This is a genomic window from Thalassospira lucentensis (genome assembly GCF_050516545.1).
Taxonomy (GTDB): domain Bacteria; phylum Pseudomonadota; class Alphaproteobacteria; order Rhodospirillales; family Thalassospiraceae; genus Thalassospira; species Thalassospira lucentensis_C.
Genome location: NZ_CP191544.1, coordinates 4445735 through 4467942 on the forward strand (window position 1 = coordinate 4445735; position 22208 = coordinate 4467942).

Annotated in this window: 20 protein-coding genes; 9 read left to right on the plus strand and 11 right to left on the minus strand. The window is 52.4% G+C overall.

Annotated features, from left to right (window positions below):
* Positions 1-188: 188 nt before the first annotated feature.
* The 3 genes from ACQ0MK_RS20290 to ACQ0MK_RS20300 all read left to right on the plus strand — a co-directional run bounded on the left by ACQ0MK_RS20290 (position 189) and on the right by ACQ0MK_RS20300 (position 3463).
* Positions 189-1079: a uracil-DNA glycosylase gene (locus ACQ0MK_RS20290; RefSeq protein WP_430474158.1), complete on the plus strand. Its 891-nt coding sequence runs from the start codon at positions 189-191 to the stop codon at positions 1077-1079.
* A 324-nt stretch (positions 1080-1403) separates the two neighbouring features.
* Positions 1404-3167 (plus strand): lytic transglycosylase domain-containing protein, encoded by a 1764-nt coding sequence (locus tag ACQ0MK_RS20295; RefSeq protein ID WP_430474159.1) that lies wholly within the window; start codon positions 1404-1406, stop codon positions 3165-3167.
* A gap of 17 nt (positions 3168-3184) precedes the next feature.
* The gene (locus tag ACQ0MK_RS20300; protein ID WP_430474160.1) at positions 3185-3463 is read left to right on the plus strand and encodes a hypothetical protein; all 279 of its coding nucleotides are present in this window, start codon (positions 3185-3187) and stop codon (positions 3461-3463) included.
* A gap of 12 nt (positions 3464-3475) precedes the next feature.
* Here the strand turns inward: ACQ0MK_RS20300 and ACQ0MK_RS20305 are convergent, their stop codons facing one another.
* The 11 genes from ACQ0MK_RS20305 to acnA form a co-directional block, all read right to left on the minus strand.
* Positions 3476-4192, minus strand: a complete 717-nt coding sequence (locus tag ACQ0MK_RS20305) for a tetratricopeptide repeat protein (protein ID WP_430474161.1) — start codon at positions 4190-4192, stop codon at positions 3476-3478.
* Positions 4193-4238: 46 nt separating this feature from the next.
* The gene (locus ACQ0MK_RS20310) at positions 4239-4739 is read right to left on the minus strand and encodes a cytochrome c-type biogenesis protein (protein ID WP_430474162.1); all 501 of its coding nucleotides are present in this window, start codon (positions 4737-4739) and stop codon (positions 4239-4241) included.
* Positions 4736-5272: a DsbE family thiol:disulfide interchange protein gene (locus ACQ0MK_RS20315; protein WP_430474163.1), complete on the minus strand. Its 537-nt coding sequence runs from the start codon at positions 5270-5272 to the stop codon at positions 4736-4738. The genes ACQ0MK_RS20310 and ACQ0MK_RS20315 overlap by 4 nt, the downstream gene beginning before the upstream one ends.
* Positions 5269-7356, minus strand: a complete 2088-nt coding sequence (locus tag ACQ0MK_RS20320; RefSeq protein WP_430474164.1) for a heme lyase CcmF/NrfE family subunit — start codon at positions 7354-7356, stop codon at positions 5269-5271. The genes ACQ0MK_RS20315 and ACQ0MK_RS20320 overlap by 4 nt, the downstream gene beginning before the upstream one ends.
* 130 nt (positions 7357-7486) lie before the next feature.
* Complete coding sequence (ccmE, locus tag ACQ0MK_RS20325; protein WP_430474165.1) at positions 7487-7975, minus strand: cytochrome c maturation protein CcmE; 489 nt, start codon at positions 7973-7975, stop codon at positions 7487-7489.
* 13 nt (positions 7976-7988) lie between these two features.
* Positions 7989-8186, minus strand: a complete 198-nt coding sequence (gene ccmD / locus ACQ0MK_RS20330; RefSeq protein ID WP_430474166.1) for a heme exporter protein CcmD — start codon at positions 8184-8186, stop codon at positions 7989-7991.
* Positions 8183-8971: a heme ABC transporter permease gene (locus tag ACQ0MK_RS20335; protein ID WP_430474167.1), complete on the minus strand. Its 789-nt coding sequence runs from the start codon at positions 8969-8971 to the stop codon at positions 8183-8185. Before ACQ0MK_RS20335 ends, ccmD begins: the two co-directional genes overlap by 4 nt.
* A gap of 55 nt (positions 8972-9026) precedes the next feature.
* On the minus strand, positions 9027-9692 hold the full coding sequence (gene ccmB / locus ACQ0MK_RS20340; RefSeq protein ID WP_430474168.1) for a heme exporter protein CcmB: 666 nt from the start codon (positions 9690-9692) through the stop codon (positions 9027-9029).
* Positions 9689-10402 (minus strand): heme ABC exporter ATP-binding protein CcmA, encoded by a 714-nt coding sequence (ccmA, locus tag ACQ0MK_RS20345; RefSeq protein WP_430474169.1) that lies wholly within the window; start codon positions 10400-10402, stop codon positions 9689-9691. Before ccmA ends, ccmB begins: the two co-directional genes overlap by 4 nt.
* Positions 10403-10665: 263 nt before the next feature.
* Positions 10666-11418: a DUF1223 domain-containing protein gene (locus ACQ0MK_RS20350; RefSeq protein WP_430474170.1), complete on the minus strand. Its 753-nt coding sequence runs from the start codon at positions 11416-11418 to the stop codon at positions 10666-10668.
* A gap of 174 nt (positions 11419-11592) precedes the next feature.
* Positions 11593-14280 carry an aconitate hydratase AcnA gene (gene acnA / locus ACQ0MK_RS20355; RefSeq protein WP_430474171.1) on the minus strand — a complete coding sequence of 896 codons (2688 nt, stop codon included), beginning with the start codon at positions 14278-14280 and terminating at the stop codon, positions 11593-11595.
* Positions 14281-15103: 823 nt separating this feature from the next.
* Between acnA and ACQ0MK_RS20360 the strand changes: the two genes are divergently transcribed.
* The 6 genes from ACQ0MK_RS20360 to ACQ0MK_RS20385 all read left to right on the plus strand — a co-directional run bounded on the left by ACQ0MK_RS20360 (position 15104) and on the right by ACQ0MK_RS20385 (position 22201).
* Positions 15104-15913: an ABC transporter ATP-binding protein gene (locus tag ACQ0MK_RS20360; RefSeq protein WP_430474172.1), complete on the plus strand. Its 810-nt coding sequence runs from the start codon at positions 15104-15106 to the stop codon at positions 15911-15913.
* Positions 15914-15915: 2 nt separating this feature from the next.
* Positions 15916-17865, plus strand: coding sequence for a long-chain fatty acid--CoA ligase (locus tag ACQ0MK_RS20365; RefSeq protein ID WP_430474173.1), 1950 nt, complete (start codon positions 15916-15918; stop codon positions 17863-17865).
* A 61-nt stretch (positions 17866-17926) separates the two neighbouring features.
* Positions 17927-18820 carry a branched-chain amino acid ABC transporter permease gene (locus tag ACQ0MK_RS20370; RefSeq protein WP_430474174.1) on the plus strand — a complete coding sequence of 298 codons (894 nt, stop codon included), beginning with the start codon at positions 17927-17929 and terminating at the stop codon, positions 18818-18820.
* 18 nt (positions 18821-18838) lie between these two features.
* On the plus strand, positions 18839-19912 hold the full coding sequence (locus ACQ0MK_RS20375) for a branched-chain amino acid ABC transporter permease (protein WP_430474175.1): 1074 nt from the start codon (positions 18839-18841) through the stop codon (positions 19910-19912).
* A 106-nt stretch (positions 19913-20018) separates the two neighbouring features.
* Complete coding sequence (locus tag ACQ0MK_RS20380; protein WP_430474176.1) at positions 20019-21263, plus strand: ABC transporter substrate-binding protein; 1245 nt, start codon at positions 20019-20021, stop codon at positions 21261-21263.
* Positions 21264-21418: 155 nt separating this feature from the next.
* Complete coding sequence (locus ACQ0MK_RS20385) at positions 21419-22201, plus strand: ABC transporter ATP-binding protein (protein ID WP_350041663.1); 783 nt, start codon at positions 21419-21421, stop codon at positions 22199-22201.
* Positions 22202-22208 lie beyond the last annotated feature (7 nt).

A 22208-nucleotide genomic window follows, 5' to 3' on the forward strand; every position in this document is an offset into this window, starting at 1 on the left:
CAAGCCCTGATTTCTCAAATATATCGCACTGGATCAAGCTATACCGATCATGGGATCGATTGACAATCCATTGTCATGATCAGCGTCGCGTTTGTACTCTGGCGCAAAGGACCCATAATCGTATATGGTCCTTTGAAAGACACGCCAGTGATGCGAATTGCGGTGCAAGTTACATCGCCTTTGTGTAGATGAGCAAACCAATTACAGATTTTGATACAAATACGCTCGACCCGTTCGAGGCTCTTGTTTGGCAATATGAAATGGGTGTGGACGAGGCAATTGCCGACGAGCCACTTGACCGTTTCAAAGCGTCAGAAAGCCTTAGCCGGAATGCAGCCAACCGTCCCGGCTTTGCCGCGCCTAACCCGCGTGCCGGCCGCAATGGTCCTGCGCCTGCCGCACGGCCTGCTGCGGCGCCGGCAAGTGGGGCTGTGCCGATGCCGCCCGGTGCGGATGGTGGCTTTTTACTTTCAGATACCCCACACGAAGCCCGCCAATCGGCCCGCGATGCGGCGGCGGCCGCAACCAGTCTTGAGGAGCTAAAAGACGCAATCGAGAAGTTTGAAGGCTGCGCCCTTAAGAAATCTGCAAGCAACACTGTCTTTGGCAATGGCAATGTCGAAGCCAAGCTCGTACTTGTCGGCGAAGCCCCCGGTGCAGAAGAAGACCGCCAAGGGCAGCCTTTTGTCGGGCCAAGTGGAAAGCTTCTGGATGCGATGTTGCGATCCATCGGGCTTTCGCGTGAAGAAGTCTATATAACCAATATATTGCCATGGCGTCCGCCGGGGAACAGGCAACCAACAACGGCGGAAATTGCCGTGTGTGAGCCGTTCGTGCGCCGTCACCTTGAACTGATCAGCCCCAAGGTTGTTATTTGTCTGGGCGGAAGTTCTGCCAAGGCCCTGATGGAAGAAGACCGCGGGATCACGCGTCTTCGTGGCACTTGGAAGGAAATGGTGTTTGGCGACGGTGCCAAAGCCTATATGACGGCGATGTTCCATCCGGCTTATTTGCTGCGAACCCCGGAACAAAAACGCCTTGCTTGGCGTGATTTGCGTGCGGTTACGCAAAAGCTTTAACAAATTAGCGATAAATTTGGCGTACGCATGGGTGATATGCAGTCGTCTGGCATGGGCAAAGTCAACCATGACAAGTGGTTGATTCCAGATAAATCATTTCGCGGTTTCGGTGCTTGCTGTTATAACCAATGTCGTTGCACCGGGGGGAACACCGCAGGCAACGGGTTGCGAGACCAAACTGCTTCGGGATAAACACGCGGCTTAAAACCAAAGCCTCGTTGGGGATACTGAATTTTGATCGAAGCAATAAGACCAAACCTGCCGGGTGTGAGAAACACACTAAGGCAGGGTTTCTTTGTCGTACTATTTGGCGTCATGGCATTCATGGCTGCGCCGTCACTTGCTGTCGCAGACACGCAAGAACAGGCAGCCTTGAGCAATCCTGAGCTGGATGACGCATTATCGATCCTTATTCCCAAACCACTTTCTGATCGTGATGCCGAACTGTATGAGCAGATTTTTGCCGTTCAGAAGCAGGGCCGCTGGGATGATGCCGACCGGCTGATTTCGCGTCTGTCTGATGAAGTGCTTATGGGGCATGTCATGGCACAGCGTTATCTGCATCCGACGGCTTATCGGTCACGCTACAAAGAATTAAAAGACTGGTTGGCAAGCTATGCCGATCATCCGCAGGCGTCGCGCATTTACAAACTTGCGCTGACCCGTCGCGGTTCGGCCAACTACCCGAAAAAGCCAGTTGGCAATTACGTTTCGGGTGCGGGATATGATTATGAAAACATCACACCCTATTATCATAAATCGACCAAAAGCCTGACATCGAAGCAACGTTCACGTCTGTCGGTATTAAAGCGTCGTATTCGTCAACGTATTGGCGATGGCTGGCCGACCGGTGCGTTGCAAGTTCTTGAAAGCCAGGAAGCAAAACGCCTGTTTGATGCCTATGAGCAGGATCAGGCACGGACGTCGATTGCCTCAGGGTATTATTATTTCGGCAAGCCTGATCTGGCTTTGAAATATGCCGGGGATGCTGCCAAGCGGTCGGGTAAGTACCTGCCGCAAGCCCATTGGACTGCCGGATTGACGGCATGGCGTCTGGGCAAAATGGATATCTCGCATCAGCATTTCGCAGCACTGAGCACCAATAAATATGCCTCAAGCTGGACACGAACTGCAGGTGCGTTCTGGGCTGGGCGTATTGATTTGGTTGCCGGGCGATTTGAAGATGCCGATGCCATGTTGAACAGGGCTACGGAATATCCGCGCTCGTTCTATGGTCAATTGGCGATGCGGGCGCTTGGTCGCGATGATGTCTTTGACTGGGATAACCTTGAGCTTGATGAAAATCGCGCGAACAAGTTAAAGCTTGATCCGCACGGTCGCCGCTCGCTTGCGTTGCTGCAAATTGGTCAGCGTGACGAAGCCGAACGTGAATTGCGTAAAGCTGCGGCAAAGGATGACGATAGCCTGCGTCGGGCTGTTTTGGCCCTGACCGATACCGCAAACTTTGCCTCCCTTACCATGCGGTTGGGAAGCTACATCGCGCAGAAGACCGGTGATGTGTTTGTGAATGCGCTTTATCCGGTTCCGCCATGGGCACCAGAAGGCGGCTATGAAGTAGACCGGGCATTGATTTATGCGTTCATGCGCCAAGAATCAGGCTTTAACACCGATGCCCGCAGCCATGCCGGTGCGCGTGGTCTGATGCAATTGATGCCGGCAACCGCAAGCTATATCGGCAATACCCGCTATCGTGGGGCCAAACGGGCTGAACTGTATGAGCCGGAAATCAACCTGTCACTTGGACAGAAATATGTTGATCACTTGCTTGAGCAGAACGGCGTTGATAACGGGGTTCTGCAATTGATGGCGGCTTATAATGGCGGCATCGGCAACCTTGGCCGTTGGCAGAAGGCGCTGAAAGATAACGTCGATCCGCTTTACTTCATTGAAAGCATCCCGTCGCGTGAAACCCGTTTGTTCATCGAACGTGTGATGGCCAATCTGTGGATGTATCGGTCACGGTTTGGTCAGGAAGCACCGTCGCTTGATCTTTTGGCGGCAGGACAATGGCCAACATATCAGCCACAGGATCAGAATACTGATCGTGGCCTGACCGTGCAGCGTTAAGTCCAAGCATCTGATACATGACAGGCAAAGACGCCGATAAATTCCAAGCCAAACCCCATCAGATACAGGGCCGAAATCCGGATCAGGGAACGGTCCTGGACCGGATCAAAATGCCACCAATGAGCGGCGAAGAAGCTTTACGTCGGTTTGAAGAAGATCGATCAGGGGACAACGCCACACAACAGCAAAGTGATCTGGCCCAGCTTCATCCAATTATGAAGCTGATTGCATTGGGCGGCACATTGTTGATGGTTGTAACCGGGCTTCTGGGTGTTTTGTATCTGTTTGCGGCCTGATGACGTGCGACCTTATTGCGCGTCGGTAAGGGCGTCTGTCTTAGCTTGCAGGGACTGGATTTCGGTTGCGGTGGCATTGCCCAACGGATCATCCTTGGGCAGGTCACGAGAAAGATCCCGTAACACCCGAAGGGCTTGCTGTGGTTTGTCATCTTGCTTCAGCATCATGCCGTAATAGTAACGCGCAAGAAGATGGTTTGGCATTTGGCCCAAGGCATGCAAAACCAGATCGCGCGATGTGCTGTCAATTTGGCCGTTCTGTGCGGTGATACGGGTATCAGCATATTCAATCGCCAGAAGTGGATTATGCCCCGAAAGAGCATAGCCCTGCGCAAAGGCTGCAACAGCGCGTTCGATATTTCCCAGACGCAAAGACCCACGCGCAAGGGCAATCCATCCTTGCAAGTTACGTGGATTAACTTCAAGCGAGAGAACAATTTGATCAAGCAGGCGTCGGATCTGTTGATCTGTTTTGTAGTTTGGATCAGTTACATTGCCTGCCACGGCAGCGGCGGCGGCAAGATTGCGTTCACCGGCGCGATCTGCATATGGCTGGGCGGGAAGGGTCGGATTGCCAATCAATATATAAATGCCAAGGGCCGCGACAACAGGCGCTGTCGCAAATGCCAGTCTGCGGACTGAAAACGTTCGATCGTTGTTTTTAGGCAAGCTCGCATACAAGACAGATGAAGCCAGCACAGCCAGAACAGACAAACCAATCCAGATCACCGGAAACCTCCGATGGATTGTTTATATGTTGGGGCTAAATCGTTCATCAGGACTTGCCGTCTTCTTTCTGTGTGCCAAGGATTTCGTCAAGGCGATCTTGTTCGTCACGCGACAGGGATGCTGTTGTCCCTCTCGCTTCGCGGTGTTTACGGCGATAGAATGCAAATACTGCGAGCAAAGCCAGAATAGTCAGAACTGCCGGGCTGGCCCACAGGATATAGGTTTCTGGTTTCAGCGGTGGGTTCAGCAAGACATAGTCGCCATAGCGGGCAACGATATAATCGATGACTTCTTCGTTCTCGTCTCCTGCAATCAGGCGTTCGCGGACAAGGATGCGAAGATCGCGGGCAAGTTCGGCATCCGAATCATCAATCGACTGATTTTGACAGACCAGACAGCGCAGCTCCTGACTGATGTCACGGGCACGCTGTTCAAGAACGGGGTTGGTCAGCATTTCATCGGGATTAACCGCCCACGCGGGTGTCGTTGCCAAAACCGGAAGCAATAACCCAAGTCCGGCAATCAATATCAACAGACGTTTGGTCATCCTTTTAACTCCGCGATTTTGGGCAGGAGAACCTTTTCAAGCACATCGGCTGTCACCGGACCAACATGTTTGTATCTGATCTGACCCGTGCCATCGATGATGAAGGTTTCAGGAACGCCGTAAACCCCAAAATCAATCCCGGTACGTCCTGACAGATCCATACCGACCGCCTGATAAGGGTCGCCTAACTCATCAAGCCACTTGGCCCCGTCCTGCGGGTCTTTTTCCTTATAGTTCAGGCCAAAGACAGAAACACCGGCTTCTTGCGACAGGCGTTTGATCAATGGGTGTTCTGCCCGGCATGGAATGCACCAACTGGCAAAAACATTCAGAACAGAAACCTCACCCTTGATCAGATCAGCGCGCGACAAACCATTTTCGCGACCGGGTAGGGGCGGTAATGAGAAATCCGGGGCCGGTTTGTCGATTAGAACCGATGGGACGACAGATGCATCCTTGTCGATATTAAGCAAAAACACCCCGGCAAGGGCCGCAAACAGAACCAGTGGGATCACAGCAAGCGAAAATCTCATGAAGTGGAAACTCCAGTCTTCCGAAGGCGCAGGAATATGCGTGTAAGGATGCTAATGCTGCCACCGATCAACATCAAAATCATCCCGGTCCAAACCCATGGCATCATCGGCAGGAAACGGACCGAAACAATCCGACCACCATCATCGGCACGATCCCCGACCGAGACGTGTAAATCCCCATCGCGCCCATGCCAGATGCCTGCTTCGCGTGTTTCAACACCGCGGATCGGGTAATAACGGATTTCAGGGAAAAGTTCTGTCATAGGCAGAGAATTGCGATACAGGATAAAAGTAGCCTGACGTGTGGCGTAGTTTTCACCGGCAAGAAGGGAAACGCCTTCATATTGCAGGTTATAGGGACCAGCCTGAATGCTTTGCCCGGCACGGGCGGAAACGACAACTTGTTCTTCCCAGAGACTGCTGGCCGCACCCCCGGCAATCACAACAGCCAAACCGATATGGGCCAAGGTCATGCTGATATAGCGTGGACCAAGCAGTTGAAGGTTGCGGTACTTGCTTTCCCCATGGTCGGGTTGGTGCCAAAGCCGGGCCCAAAGATCGCTTAGCGATGCGGTCAAAATCCAGCCCGCCAGTCCGATACCAATCAGCGGTGCAGGGGGCAATTCGATAAAGCGGATCGAGACAAACAGAACAATGATCAGGGACAGGATGGCGGCAAGCTTCATCCGACCGCCGATCAGCCACAATTCATCCTGACGCCAACGTACGGATGGTGCAAATCCCATCAGGAACAGCATGGGGACAACGATGGGTACAAGGACCTCGACGTAAAACGGGGCGCCGACCGTAATGTTTTCACCGCTGACCCAGCGCAGAACCAGCGGATAGATGGTCCCGATCAAAACAACAGCAGCAATAAGCGACAATATGACACTGTTCAAGAACATGCCGCTTTCACGCGAGACAAGCCCGAATGTCCGGGTTTCCGTCATTTGCTCTGTACGTCGCCAGAACAGGTAATAAGCCCCGGCAAACAAGACACAAAAGCCAAGCAAAAGGGCGATGCTGTTGCTGCTTTGTACAAGCGTTTCAGCCGGGGGGCCGAAAAGATCAGAACGCGTCAGATACACACCGAACCAACCAAGTGCGAGTGCGGATATACCAAGAAACGCAGTCCAGAATTTAAGGGTTTCTGTTTTCTCAAGAACGGCCCGGCAATGGATGAGTGCGGTTGCGATCAACCATGGCAACAGCAGGCTGTTTTCTGCTGTGTCCCAATACCACCAATTGCCCCATGCCTGTTGGCTATAGGACCGATAGGCATTGATTGCGATGGCGGCACTGAGCGCAAGCCAGGATGAAATTGTCCAAAAACGCATGGTCTCTGCGGTGCGCCGATCAAGCTTGCCACCAATCAAGCCAGACAGTGTAAGGGCATAAATAACCCCAAGTCCGGCGAGGCCGAGATACAGGAACGGTTCGCGCAACACACGCAAAACATCCTGACTTTGCGGGTTCATGCCACGACCATCAAGTGGCGCAACAGCCATGCGCGCAAATGGATCGGCATCAATCAATGTTGCAATGCCAAGAACCGCGATGACAAGGCCAAGGATGGACAGCGCATTATGGGCAAGCTGTTCATCGGTCTGAACGGCGGGGATCTGTTTTGATTGGCGCAAAAGTTGAACGGCCAGTGCCCCATTGGCCAAGGAAACCGCCAACAACCACAAAAGCATCGCCCCGCCATTTGGGGTAAAGGCGGCACCAACCCGGAATAAAAGCGGCGTGGATGAATGGCTGACATCGGCAACAATCGGCAGGCTGAAGTCACTGACGATAAAGGCATGTAAAAGGGCGGCCTCGGCAACAATACCCAAAACAAGGATCCCGATTGGCAGGATCAGGAAGTGAGCCGGTTGTGGGGTAAAATCGATTGCAGAAGATGTTAGAGAAGCGGTGCCATCATTGTTCAGGTTGGGTGCATTCGCCAAAGATACAGACGTGCTTTGCATAGACGCGCGTAAAGCTGAACGCAGCCAAAGCGGGCTAAACAGTACGGCTTGACCAAGGCCTGTCACCACAATTAGGAGCAGGGCAAAATGTCCGAACTCTGCAAGCATCTCCGTCTAAGGCTTCCCCAATTTGTTCCCCGGCGACCTCATGGACCTGCTGGATTTTACATCACAGGAATAAGGTCGCAGCCGTGTTTTCTTGCGCGTATGGCCGGACTTTATCGCGGCAGAATGTGGCTTAATTGCGCATTTGTTCGGCGTTTTTTGCTTCGATTTCTTCCCAGTAGCCACTTTTCTTCAAGGATTCGGCGACTTCTGGCGGCATGTAATTTTCATCGTGCTTGGCTAGAACTTCTGACGCAACAAAGATGCCATCGTCACTCATATGGCCTTCTGCGACAACCCCCTGACCTTCGCGAAACAGATCAGGCAAGATACCCCGGAATGACACCGGAACCGATTGCGCCATGTCGGTCACGACAAAGGCAATGGTTTGGCCATCCGCCATTTTAGCAACCGATCCTTCAACGACAATCCCGCCAATCCGCAAACGCTGATCCGGGTCTATCGGGGATTTTTCAACGATCTCTGTCGGGCTGAAAAAGAAGACAACGGAATCTTCAAACGCGGTTAGAAGCAGGGCTGCAGCACCGGCAACGGCCAAAAGAACAGCCCCTATCATATACATGCGTTGACGTTTACGGGCTTTTGCACGGGAAAGTGACACAATGCGTCTCCGGTCAGGGTGCCTTAGGGGCTTTTTTGTTTTTACGTGGGCGGTGTGATTGCAAAACGGCTTCAAGCTGTTGACGCTCAAGCCGACTGGCGCGCAATCCGCGCAGCGTTGCAATCAGGAGTGCGATCATCGCAATCGCGGTGACCCCATAGCTTCCCCAGATATAGCTGCCATAGCCCCCCATTGAGAAGAACTCACTCATTGGTTGGTCTCCGCGTTGTGACCCGTGTCATAGTTTGGATCATGCTTGCCAGCCTGATCACGGCCTTGATCAAACATGCCTGAAAGCTGCAAGGCACGGATACGCCGTTCATTTAGCTCCAACCGTACCCGCAAGATCAAAACAACAAAATAATAGCCGGTAAAGCCAAGGATCATCAGCGCCAGCGGCAATTGCATGCTGGGATCAACCGCTGGTCCGTCCATACGTACTATTGATGCGGGTTGATGCAGTGTATTCCACCAATCGACCGAGAATTTGACAATCGGCACATTGACCGCCCCGATCAGTGCCAGTGCTGACCCGGCTTTTGATCCGCGTTCGGGGTCATCAAAAGCATTCACAAGCGCAATATAGCCAAGATACAGGAACAGCAAAATCAGCATGGATGTCAGGCGCGCATCCCATACCCACCAGGTTCCCCACATTGGGGCTCCCCAAAGCGATCCGGTAAGCAGGCAAAGTGCGGTAAAGGTCGCGCCAATTGGTGCGGTTGCGCGGGCACAGATATCGGCAAGTGGATGTTTCCAGATCAAACTCATCGCACCGCAAATTGCCATCCCGACATAACAGAACAATCCCATCCAGGCGGCCGGAACATGCAAATACATGATCCGCACTGTATCGCCCTGTTGATAGTCAACCGGGGATGCAAACAATGCGAAGTAAAGACCCACTGCGATCAGGGCGGCGGTCGCACCTGCCAGCCACGGCAGGACCGGGTCGGTAAACTTCAAAAACACACTTGGTTTGGCAAAGCGATGCATATTCTCTCGTCCGTAGTGCGGTAAACCGCAGTGGGTCGTTCTATCTTATGGTCTGTTATTCGATTGCCAATCGTACCGCATGGGCGGTCGCAAACGGTGTGGCAGTCAATGTCAGTAAAAGGATCGCACCCATGATTTGCAGATGTGGCGTTGCCGACATTCCAAGAAGGGCTGCTTCAACGGCACCAGCCCCGAATATCAGAATGGGAATATAAAGTGGCAAGACCAGAAGTGATACCAATACACCGCCACGACGTGCCCCCAAAATCAAGGCGGCCCCGATTGCCCCAATCAGGCTAAGGGCCGGGGTGCCCAGCAACATGGCGATCATTAAGGTCACAAATCCGCTTTGATCCATATTCAGCATCACCGCCATCAAGGGGGCTGCAATGATTAACGGAAGGCCGGTGGTCAGCCAGTGTGCCAGAACCTTGCCCAGTACCAGCATTTCCATGGATACCGGGGACAGTGCAAGAAGTTCTAGCGTGCCGTCTTCATAATCGGTTTGAAAAATGCGCTCAAGCGAGAGCATAGCTGCAAGCAATGCAGAAACCCAAATCACGCCCGAGGCAATCCGAGAAAGAATGTTGGCCTCTGGGCCGACACCAAACGGAAACAGGGTGGTCGTGACAATAAAGAACGCCACCACCATCACGGAATCCGCCCCCTGACGCATGGCAAGGCGCAAGTCACGTTGCAAGATCGCCACAAAGCCGTTCATTGCGCGGCCTCCTTTGGGGAGGTGGCGTGGTGGCTGCGTTCGTCTTCCTCCTGATCAGAATGTTCGGCCAGCCATTCGACCATCGGGATGGCAAAGTCATCAAGATCAAGAATGGTGGGGGTGTCGATATCAAGATCAATATGGGTCGAATAAACCACGATGCCGCCGGTCGCACGGAAATCTGCAATCAGGCGCGAAAGTTCGGCACAGCTTTCGCGATCAAGGCCAACAGTTGGTTCATCAAGCAACCAAAGATCGCTTTGGCCGATCAGAATGCGGGCAAGGGCGGTGCGGCGTTTTTGGCCACTTGAAAGATATCGACCAGTGATCCGTGCAAGATGATGGATATCAAGCGCATGAAGGGCGGTATCTATTTCAGTATCAAGGTCGGAAACGCCACGTAACTGGCCCCAAAGGTGCAAATTATCACGGACTGATAAAACCGGTTTGATCGCGTCTTGATGGCCAAGATATTGCAAGCGGGCATGATGGGCGATCTTGTCATCGGCAATGTTTTCACCGTCCCATTGGATGGCCCCCGAACGGGGGGGCAATAAACCTGCCATGACGCGCAGCAGGCTTGATTTACCCGCACCATTGCGTCCGCGCAGCATGATGGCATCCCCGGATTTGGCAGCAAAGGAAAGGCCGCCAAATACCAGTCGCTCGCCGCGCAGGCAGGTCAAATCAGAACCTTTAAAGTCTGCCATGTAACCCGTTCAATTGCCTTAAACCCAGTCTCGATCTCAGTCGCGTTCAGGTCATTCTATAACGTGTTATGGTTTATTATTCATGCTTTAACCGACATTGGTGGCGTTGACTTTGTTTCAAATCAATCCATGCAATACCGATGACGGCGCAATGGGCTCATTCTTATCTGTTGCATAGGGTAGGGTCACCAAACAGTGATCGGCTTGGCTGGCGCGTGACAGACCACTCAGATGTCATAAGAATGCAGTTTGGATGGGATAGGTTAGAACCGGATCATGGATGCCGCAATGATCGGACCGCCACGGCCATCTTGAACAAGAATGGCGACCCCTCCATCACAGGCGGCGGTCATGGCAAAGGGGATTTGCTTTGTCATACCATCCCAAGCGCCGAGACTGATCATTTCACGGACGACATTGGCATGGACCAGACGTTTGCCGGCATTTTCGCCCGACAGGACGTCGCGTTGATGTTCGCGGTCAAACCCGACCAACCAGATTTGAGCATCCTGATGACGTGAGGCCACGTTGGCATTGTGAAGGGACACAGTCCCTGTTGCCGGTTGGGTGGTGTCGATAACATTTACCTGAATATCAGCCATATCCAAAAGCGGATCAACCGACGCACTTGTTGATGCGATTTGGCTCTTTGCCGTCGCCCTGACCACGTTATCGCCATTGATAATGATCTGCGGAGTATAGACATAGCGTTCGCGCATGCGGTTGGCATAGTCGCGTTGACGGTCACTGTAACGGGCATCTGAAAACGGATCTGTCCAGCCCAGATAATTCCAGTAATCGACATGATATGACAGGACCAGAAGATCACGATCTTCCTGATTTAGCTCATAAAGAACACGATCAGCAGGTGGACAGGAATTGCACCCTTGCGAGGTATAAAGCTCGACAACGGCACGGGGCACTATGCCTTCGGCGGCCTGTGACGGGCCGGAAAAGGTCAGTGCAGCCAATATGAGTGCGGATAAGATGGGGCGCGTATGTTTCATGCCGGTCATGATGCCTCAAAAGCACCATCACCCGCTAATCACAAGGCGTTGAAAACGGCGGGAGGGGAAAAGACGGACGCGATAAACTCCCCGTACTTTTAAGATCGTTCCTGCAGACAAAAAAACACCCCGCCGGAAACCGGCAGGGTGTCATATCAGTCAGCTGATGATTTCAGTTTGAAATCAGGCAGCTTTCATCATGTTACGCAGAACGAACTGCAGAATGCCGCCATTCTGGTAATAAAGAACTTCGTTCTCGGTATCGATACGGCAGGTAGCAATGCACTCTTCAGTGCTGCCATCTGTACGCGTGATGCGAACGGTAACGTCCTGCATCGGCGTGATGCCGTTGGCGATGCCAATAACGTCGAAGACTTCGGTACCGTCAAGCTTGTAGGTCGCACGGCCTTCACCATTTTTGAACTGCAACGGCAAGACGCCCATACAGACAAGGTTGGTGCGGTGGATACGCTCAAAGCTTTCGGACAGAACAGCTTTGACGCCAAGAAGATTGGTGCCTTTTGCTGCCCAGTCACGCGACGAACCGGTGCCGTATTCTTTACCGGCGACGACAACCAACGGGGTGCCTTCGGCCTGATAACGCATGGCAACATCATAAACCCAGCCCTGTTCACCAGATGGGTAATGAACCGAAACACCACCTTCGGTGCCCGGTGCCATTTCGTTACGGATACGAATGTTGGCAAATGTGCCGCGCATCATGACTTCGTGGTTACCACGGCGTGCGCCGTAGGAGTTGAAGTCAGAAACAGCAACACCGTTTTCCTTCAGGTATTCACCTGCCGGGCTTTCTGCCTTGATCGAACCGGCCGGAGAAATGTGGTCGGTGGTGACAGAGTCACCAAGGATCAGAAGCGGACGCGCACCATGGAAATCGGTGAAGTCACCCGGTTCTTTCGCCATGTTGACGAAGTAAGGCGGGTTCTGCACATAGGTCGACTTGTCTTCCCAAAGGAAGGTTTCGCCTTCGGTGACTTCGATTGCCTGCCAAGGCTTCGGACCTGCAAAGATGTTGTCATAACGATCTTTGTACATCGCGGCAGAGATCGAAGACGCAATGGTGTCTGCAATCTCTTTGTTGGTCGGCCAGATGTCTTTCATGAAGACGTCTTTGCCATTTTTGTCAGTACCCAGCGGATCGTTGTTGAGATCGATCTTCAGGTTACCGGCAAGGGCATAGGCAACAACCAGCGGCGGCGAAGCAAGATAGTTTGCTTTGACGTGCGGGCTGATACGACCTTCGAAGTTACGGTTACCAGACAGAACAGCCGTTACCAGCATGTCTTTGTCTTCAATCGCACCGGCAATCGGGGCTGCAAGCGGACCGGAGTTACCAATACAGGTGGTGCAACCGAAACCAGCAACGTTAAAGCCAAGCTTATCCAGGTATTCCTGAAGGCCGGCTTTTTGCAGATAATCAGCAACAACCAAGGAGCCCGGTGCGAGCGAGGTTTTCACCCACGGTTTGCTGGTCAGGCCAAGTTCAACAGCTTTTTTCGCCAGAAGACCTGCCGCAATCAAAACACTCGGGTTCGAGGTGTTGGTACAAGAGGTGATCGCAGCGATCACAACGTTACCGTCTTTCATTTCGAAGTTTTCATTCGAAACCGGGACAGAACGGTTGGTATCAACACCAGGTGCCATGTCGGCAAAGGTGTTGTTGAAGCTGGAAACGGCATCTTTCAGCAGAACACGGTCCTGCGGACGCTTCGGACCTGAAAGGGCAGGCTCGACGGTCGAAATGTCCAGCTCAAGCGTTGCAGTGTATTCAGCTTCATGTGCCGGGTCGCCCCACATGCCCTGTTCTTTGGCATATGCTTCAACCAGAGCAATCTGGTCTTCATCACGGCCGGTCGAACGCATGTAGTTAAGCGTCTCGTCATCAATCGGGAAGAAGCCACAGGTCGCACCATATTCCGGGGCCATGTTACCAATGGTCGCACGGTCCGGCAGGCTCATGTTTGCCAGCGCATCGCCATAGAATTCGACGAATTTGCCAACAACGCCTTTTTCACGCAGCATCTGAACGACGCGCAGAACAAGGTCAGTTGCGGTGATGCCTTCTTTCATGGAGCCGGTCAGCTTGAAGCCAACGACTTCAGGGATCAGCATCGAGATCGGCTGACCAAGCATTGCTGCTTCGGCTTCAAGACCACCAACACCCCAACCAAGAACGGCAAGACCGTTAACCATGGTGGTGTGTGAGTCGGTCCCGACAAGGGTATCAGGATATGCAACGGTTTTCCCGTCTTCATCGGTGCCGGTCCAAACGACTTTGGCAAGATGTTCGACGTTTACCTGGTGGCAGATGCCTGCTCCCGGTGGGACGATGCGGAAATTGTTGAACGCATTCTGGCCCCAACGCAGGAAGCCATAACGCTCGCCGTTACGTTCGAACTCGACTTCCATGTTTTTGTCGAGTGCGTCGTCGGTGCCAAAGAAGTCGATCATGACCGAGTGGTCAATGACGAGATCAACCGGTGAAAGCGGGTTCACCTTCTGGGCGTCGCCACCCATTTTAACGACGGCATCGCGCATCGCGGCAAGGTCAACAACGGCTGGAACGCCGGTGAAGTCCTGCATCAGAACGCGGGCTGGACGATAGTTGATTTCGTGGCTGCTTTTGCGCTCTTTGAGCCAATCAACAACAGCTTTGACATCGTCGGTCTTTACGGTGAAATCATCTTCATAACGCAGAAGGTTCTCAAGAACGACTTTCAGCGTGAAGGGAAGTTTTGAAACGTCGCCGAATTTCTCGGAAGCTACTTTCAGGCTGTAATAATCGACGGACTTGTCCCCGACATTCAGCGTGCGGCGCGTTTTCAGGTTGTCTTTGCCACAAATGGACATCAGACCCTCCTCAAGGTGGTTAAAAGGGCTTGTCGTGACAAGACACCCCGACCGTCGGAGCGCCGAGCGGTGGGCTATCTATGTTACGTGACGCGGGTCACGGCTACATATACATGAGCAACGGGGTTACACCACAAATCACTATGAAAGTCCAGACCCAGTGAAGGGGTATTGGGGAAAACCCGCTGATCTCAGCACATTGGCAAATCACAACAAGCGAAGAAAAACCTTTAGTCGATATGTGCGGTAGCTATTCACCTTTCAATAGGTGGATGCCAAGGCCCGAGTCTCTCTTCTGCATTTGGAAGCGACCCAGTAGTGGGCGGGCAACGCAATTGCCACGCCAAAAAGATATCCGACGCGGCAGTTTTCGGGGCGAATCGATGCAGATCTGTGCGTTTCAATGCGCGGTTTCAGGGTTAACCCATCCCATATTCAAGCAAAGATTGTGCGCTGCAGGATCGAATATGAATTTTGCACTGCGGCGTTTTCAGGCTGCAATTTCCCTAGAGTGGTGGTCTGATAACGTTACGTAATCAAGGGTAGAAAGATGTCTCTTGGTCATTTCGGAAATAATTGTGCATTGCGAATATGTACAAAGGTCCCAACCCCTTGCAGATCATTGCATTGACGCGATATGCTGAAATTGGTACTTAAATGCTTATTAAATGTGTCAGGCCCGGTTTCCGTAAGGTCAGGGTCGAATAAAAATCCGACACATGATCAGGGAAACTGAAAAGCGGCTTACATAATTCGCCAATAAAGAACCGGAATTGCGGTTCTGCGGCATTTGCGGCCCAAGTCAGGGAGGATAAGCGACGATATGACGTCACAGAGTCCTATTTTACAGATTAGCGACGTCTCGCTTGTTTTTGGCGGTGTGCGTGCGCTGAGTGATGTCAGCTTCTCCGTTCAGCCGGGTGAGCTTTTTTCCATCATCGGGCCAAATGGCGCCGGTAAGACATCCATGCTGAACTGCGTGTCCGGGCGTTACTCGCCGACCACGGGATCAGTATCCTTCAAAGGACAGGATGTTACCGGGCTTAAGCCGAATGACCGGGCCGAACTTGGTATCGGCCGTACGTTCCAGAACCTTGCATTGTTCGGGCACATGAATGTTCTTGATAACATCATGGTCGGGCGCCACCACCTGTTGAAGAACAACTTCATGAACGGGCCGCTCTATTGGTTCGGTGGGGCGCAGAAAGAAGAACTTGAACACCGTCGTTTCTGTGAAGACGTGATCGATTTTCTTGAAATTTCCCACATCCGCAAGGCGACAGCAGGCACCCTGTCATATGGTTTGCGCAAGCGTGTTGAGCTTGCACGCGCTGTTGCGTTGCGTCCTGATCTGATCCTGCTTGATGAACCGATGGCGGGCATGAACCTTGAAGAAAAAGAGGACATGGCGCGCTTCATCATCGACCTCAATGAAGAATGGGGCATGACGGTTGTCATGATCGAACACGACATGGGTGTGGTGATGGATATCTCCAGCCGGGTGATGGTTCTTGATTTTGGCCGCAAGATTGCCGAAGGCCTTCCCGATGAGGTGATGGCCAACAAACACGTCAAAAAAGCATATCTCGGCGAAGAAGACGACGAGACGGATGAAGACGAGCAGGTGGCCTGAGCATGAGCAAAAATATCCCGGAATATGCCGACGTTCAGTCGCTTGATACTTTTCCAAAGGTCCTTGCCTATAACGCGCGCAACTGGGGCGGTGAAACCGCCATGCGCGAAAAGGAATTCGGTATTTGGCAGGAATTCACCTGGAAAGACTATAACGACCGCGTCAAATGGATGACGCTGGGCATGCGTTCGCTTGGCGTTGGTCAGGGCGATGTTGTCGGCATCATCGGTGAAAACCGCCCTGAATGGGTTTGGGCCGAAGTTGCTGCACACGCGTTGCGCGGCATGTCGGTTGGCCTTTATCAGGACAGCTTGCACGAAGAAGTCGCCTATCTGATCACGTATTCAGGCGCACGTATCCTGATCGCCGAAGATGAAGAACAGTGCGACAAGCTGATCGAACTTGGCGAAGATATCCCGACTGTCGAACATATCGTTTATTGCGACCCGCGCGGTTTGCGCAAATATGACGATCCGCGTCTTCTGGATGTGGAAAAGCTCTATGAAATGGGGCGTGCGCTCGAAGAAAAGAACCCCGGTATTTATGACCAGATGGTCGCAGATACCCGCGGTGATGAATGTGCAATCCTGTGCACCACGTCGGGTACTACGTCCAAGCCAAAAATGGCGATGCTTAATTCCGGTGATTTTCTTGATCATTGTGCCGCATATCTGCGTGCCGATCCGAAATATCCGGGCGACGATTATGTATCGGTTCTGCCGCTGCCATGGATCATGGAACAGGTCTATGTGGTCGGTCAGTCCCTGATCAGCCGTCAGATCGTCAATTTCGTCGAAGAGCAGGAAACCATGATGGCTGACCTGCGTGAAATTGGCCCGAACTTCGTTCTGTTGGCCCCGCGCGTTTGGGAAACCATTGCGGCTGATGTGCGCGCACGGATGATGGATTCAACACCGTTCAAACAAAAGATGTTTGATTTTGGCATGTCACTGGCCCGGACCGCCTTGGACAAAGGCAGTCATTCCAAGGCTGCCGATTTCATTTTGATGAATGCGCTTAAGGACCGGCTTGGGTTTTCCAATTTGCGGTCCGCTGCAACCGGTGGTGCGGCGATTGGCCCGGAAACGTTCAAATTCTTCCATGCGATGGGAGTTCCGCTGCGTCAGCTTTATGGCCAGACCGAACTTTGCGGTGCCTATACCATCCATCAGCCTGAAGACATTGATTTTGATACGGTCGGTATTGCCTTTGATAATTCCGAAATCAAAGTCATCAATACCGATGAAAACGGTGTTGGCGAAATCGTTGCCCGGACATCGGGCATGTTCACCAGTTACTATAAAAACCAGTCGGCCTATGACGAAGATGTCAAGGATGGCTGGATGCACACGGGCGATGCAGGCTACTTCAAGCAGGACAACCAGCACCTTGTGGTGATTGACCGCATGAAGGATCTGGCGGAAACCTCGACCGGGGTGCGCTATTCGCCGCAGTTTATTGAAAACAAACTGAAATTCTCGCCATTCATTGCCGAGGCCGTGATCCTTGGCAAGGATCTGCCGTTCCTGTCGACCATGATCTGTATCCGGTATTCGATCATGGCTAAATGGGCCGAGCAGCGCGGGATCGCCTTTACCAACTATACCAACCTTTCTGCCCAGCCGCAGGTCTATGACATGATTGTCGAGGAAATCCGCGAGGTGAACAAAACCTTGCCGGAAGCCCAGCGCATCAAACGGTTCCTTCTGCTTTACAAGGAACTCGATGCCGATGACGGCGAACTGACCCGGACGCGCAAAGTGCGCCGTGGGGTGGTTGCTGAAAAATATGCCGACATCATTGATGCTGTTTATGCCGGGAATGAAAAGGTTGATATCGACACAATGATCACGTTCCAGGACGGGTCGAAAACCCGCATCCAGACAAGTGTGAAAGTTGTCGATCTCGATGACAGCAAGGTCGCACAGACGACCCCGAAAGCCGCCGAATAAGGTCGCAGGAAAACTGTGGTCCCGGCCTAAGGCCGCGGACCGCCATTACAGGGATGGCAACATGAATTTCGAACTTCTGTTCCAGCTTCTGCTGAACGGGTTGATTGTCGGGACACTCTATGGCGTCGTCGCCATGTGTTTCGTTCTGATTTATAAATCGACCCAGATCGTTAACTTTGCCCAGGGCGAGTTCCTTCTGATCGGGGCGTGGGTTTGCTATGCGTTTCTTGTCGAAATGCATATGCCCTTCTGGATGGGCTTCCTGTTCACACTGATCTTTATGATGGTGTTTGGCGTTGTTCTGCAAATGGTGGTGCTGCGCCCGATGATTGGGGAGCCGATCATTTCCGTGATCATGGTGACCATCGGGCTTTCGATCTTTTTCCAGGCAGCGACCAAATGGATTTTCGGGGCAACTACGGCAAGCTATCCGCAGGTGTTTGAAACCCGATCGGTCAACATTTTAGGGATGCAGATCGAGACGGCCTATATCATGAGCTTTGTCATCTCATTGTTCATCATGGCCGGGTTCTACTGGTTCTTTAAATACTCCAAGCTTGGCCTTGCGATGCGCGCAACTGCCTTTGATCAACAGGTCGCACAAAGTCTGGGTATTTCGGTCAAAACCGTATTTGCCATGTCTTGGGCCATTTCGGCCTTGGTGTCGGCAATTGCGGGGATCGTGATCGGCATGGTCAACGGGGTGTCTTCCGCCCTTTCAGTCATCGGGATCAAAGTTTTCCCGGCCGTGATTTTGGGTGGGCTTGATTCGATTGTCGGTGCCATCGTTGGCGGCGTGATCATTGGGCTGCTTGAAAACACAGCCGAGTTTGTCGATGGCCAGTATCTGCATTGGGGCAACCTGTTCTCGATCGCACCGTTCTATGTGCTGATCATTATTCTGTGCATCAAGCCATATGGCCTGTTTGGCACCAAAGACATCGAACGTATCTAAGGGACGAGGAAATATACTATGGCTGGATTTTCGATACGTCCCTGCGGTGATTTTCGAACGACTTATCGGCAGGATACCCGCATTTTCGATACGACCTATATTCGCAATGCGGCGATCCTTGGCATTTTTGCTGTCGCGCTGATCCCGTTTGTTCTGGATGGCTATTACGTCAATCTGTTCATCCAGATTTCCTATTTTGCGATTGCGGCCCTGGGTTTGAACATTCTGGTTGGCTTCACCGGCCAGATTTCACTCGGGCATGCGGCCTTCTTTGGGTTTGGTGCGTTTGCGTCTGCTTGGATTAACAATACAACCGGTATCCCGGTCTTGTTGTCGATCCCGCTTGCAGGCTTGCTGACCGCTGCGGTTGGCATGCTGTTCGGTCTGCCTGCGGCCCGGATCAAGGGGTTGTATCTGGCGATTGCCACATTGGCCGCCCAGTTCATTCTTGAAGACTTCTTTGCCCGGGCGAACTGGTTTACCGGTGGATCATCAGGCGCGGCAGCCAATCCGATCAACGTGTTTGGCTATGAGGTCTACGACGATATCAGCTTCTTCTATGTCTGCTTGTTCTTTCTGGTGGTGATGTATCTTTTGGGCACCAACCTGATGCGGACCCGTGATGGTCGTGCGTTTGTAGCGGTACGTGATCATTACCTGTCGGCTGAAATCATGGGCATCAATCTGACGAAATATCGTCTGATGAGCTTTGCCATATCGTCCTTCTATGCCGGTATCGGCGGGGCGATCTATGGTCACTATCTTGGTTTTGTCTCGGCCGAGGGGTTCACCATCCTTCTGTCTATCCAGTTCCTCGGCATGATCATTATCGGTGGTCTTGGTTCGGTCAAAGGAACGTTGATGGGCACAGTGTTTATGGTGTTGCTCCCGGAAGTCATGGAAAGCGGTGTTAGCGCATTAAGCGTTTTTGAATGGGCAAGTTCGACGGCTGTAACCGACGGGCTGGCTTATATCAAGGAGATGGCAATTGGTCTGGCCATCATCCTGTTCCTGATCTTTGAACCCGATGGGCTGGCCCATCGTTGGCAACAGATCAGGGCGTACTGGAAGCTTTATCCCTTCTCGTACTGATACAGATCCCCGAACCCGGCCCGCTTTAAAAATCAAAGGGCCGGGACCAAAAAACGGGGAGACCGGGAGGCTATCTTTGATGAAAACGTTCAAGGGAGACGTCGTTATGAAAAGACTGATTGCTGCAACCGCGATGGTTGCGACCGGCTTGTCGTTCTCGGCAGCCAAAGCTGATGACGATATGGTATTTGTCGGTCACTTGATGGATATCACGGGTGCAACCGGCTTCATCGGCAAGTTCTATGCCGATGGTGTGCGCGATGCACTGTCCTACATCAACACGCATGGCGGGATTGATGGCACGGTTCTGGATTCAGAATCGGTTGATTATGCCTATAAAGTTCCGCAGGCGATTGCCAACTACAAGAAGTGGCGTTCGCGCAACGACATGGTTGCGATGCAAGGTTGGGGCACGGGTGATACCGAAGCTTTGATCAGCTTTGTCGCCAAAGACAAAGTGCCGGTCTATTCCGCATCCTATTCCGGTCACCTGACCGATCCGACGGCCAAAAATCCAAAAACCGCCAAACCGGCACCTTATAACTTCTTCTATGGTGCTTCCTATTCTGATGCGTGTCGTGCAATGGCACAATGGGCTGCAGAAGACTGGAAACAGTCGGGCGGTACAGGCAAGCCGATCTTCTCGCATATCGGGGATAACCATCCATATCCGAATGCCCCGAAAGAAGCGTGTGCTGAATACGCAACCGAACTTGGTTTTGAAGTAACAGCACCTGTTGTTGTTTCGATGAAGCCGGGCGATTTCAAAGCACAGTGCCTGACCATGAAAGAAGCCGGGACCAATTATGGTTACCTTGGCAATCTTGGTCCGTCGGTTGTGTCGCTGGTGAAATCCTGTGACACGGTTGGCGCAACCCCGAAATGGTTGGCGAACATCTGGGCAGGCGACTATGAGACGCTCAAAACCATCGGCGATGTTGATAACTACATCTTCCCGGCGATGACCAGCTTCTGGACTGACGAAGGCGTCCCGGGCATGGATCTGGTGCGCGAAATCTCGAAAATGTCTGACAGCTCGGGCGAAGAATTCCGCACCCATCACTATATCCGTGGCATTTGCTCGGCCTATTACATGAAAGAAGCCATGGAATGGGCAAAGGCAAATGGCGGGATCACGGGTGAAAACATCAAGGCTGGCATGTATGCCCGCGAGATGTGGGTACCAAAAGGTCTTGAAGGTGTTTGTATGGAAGCAACCTGGACTGCCGAAGATCATCGCGGCATCAACACCGTCAATATCTATAAAGGTACGGCAAAAGGCGGCGAAGCAACGGTCGAAAAAGTAACGACTGTTACCCTGCCGCGTCGTGACGACTGGCTTGGTTATTAAGACCTAAGTCAAGACAGACGAATGTCTCCCTGACTGTTCGGAGGCAAGGCATAAAGTGCAAGATGCCTTGTCTCCGGCAGCGGGAGATCACCAAGCGATAAATCGAAGGGGACACCATGTCAGAACCCGCCGGCAAAATAGAGACTGCTGAACCGATGCTGTCGGTCAATAACATCGAAGTCGTTTATGACGAGGTGATCCTTGTCCTGCGCGGGGTATCGTTGGAGGTCCCACAAGGCAAAATCGTGACCCTTCTTGGTCCGAACGGTGCTGGTAAATCAACAACACTCAAAGCCATTTCCGGGTTGCTGAAAACCGAAGACGGCGAAGTGACCCGTGGCGATATCAGTTTCATGGGCAAGCAGATTGCCAACGGCAATCCAGAAGATATCGTCCGGTCCGGCCTGTTTCAGGTGATGGAAGGCCGCCGCATCATCGAAGATATGACTTGTATCGAAAACCTGCGTCTTGGGGCCTATACCCGCAAGGACAAGGGCGTCAAAGACGATATCGAGATGGTATTTGAATATTTCCCGCGTTTGAAAGAACGGACCGGTCTTGCCGGGTATCTTTCGGGTGGGGAACAGCAGATGCTGGCGATTGGCCGTTCTTTGATGGCGCGTCCGAAAATGATCTTGCTTGATGAACCGTCAATGGGATTGTCGCCGCTTTTGGTCAAGGAAGTGTTCGGGATTATCGAAAAGATCAATCGCGAACAGGGCATCACCATGTTGATCGTTGAACAGAACGCCAACTTTGCGCTTAAGGTTGCGGACTATGGCTACATCATGGAAAGCGGTAAGGTTGTTCTTGATGGCACGGCGGACGAGCTTCTGAACAATGAAGACGTCAAGGAGTTCTATCTTGGCGGTGGGTCGGAAGATCGCAAAAGCTTTAAGAACATTAAATCATATAAACGCCGCAAACGTTGGCTGTAACAACCAT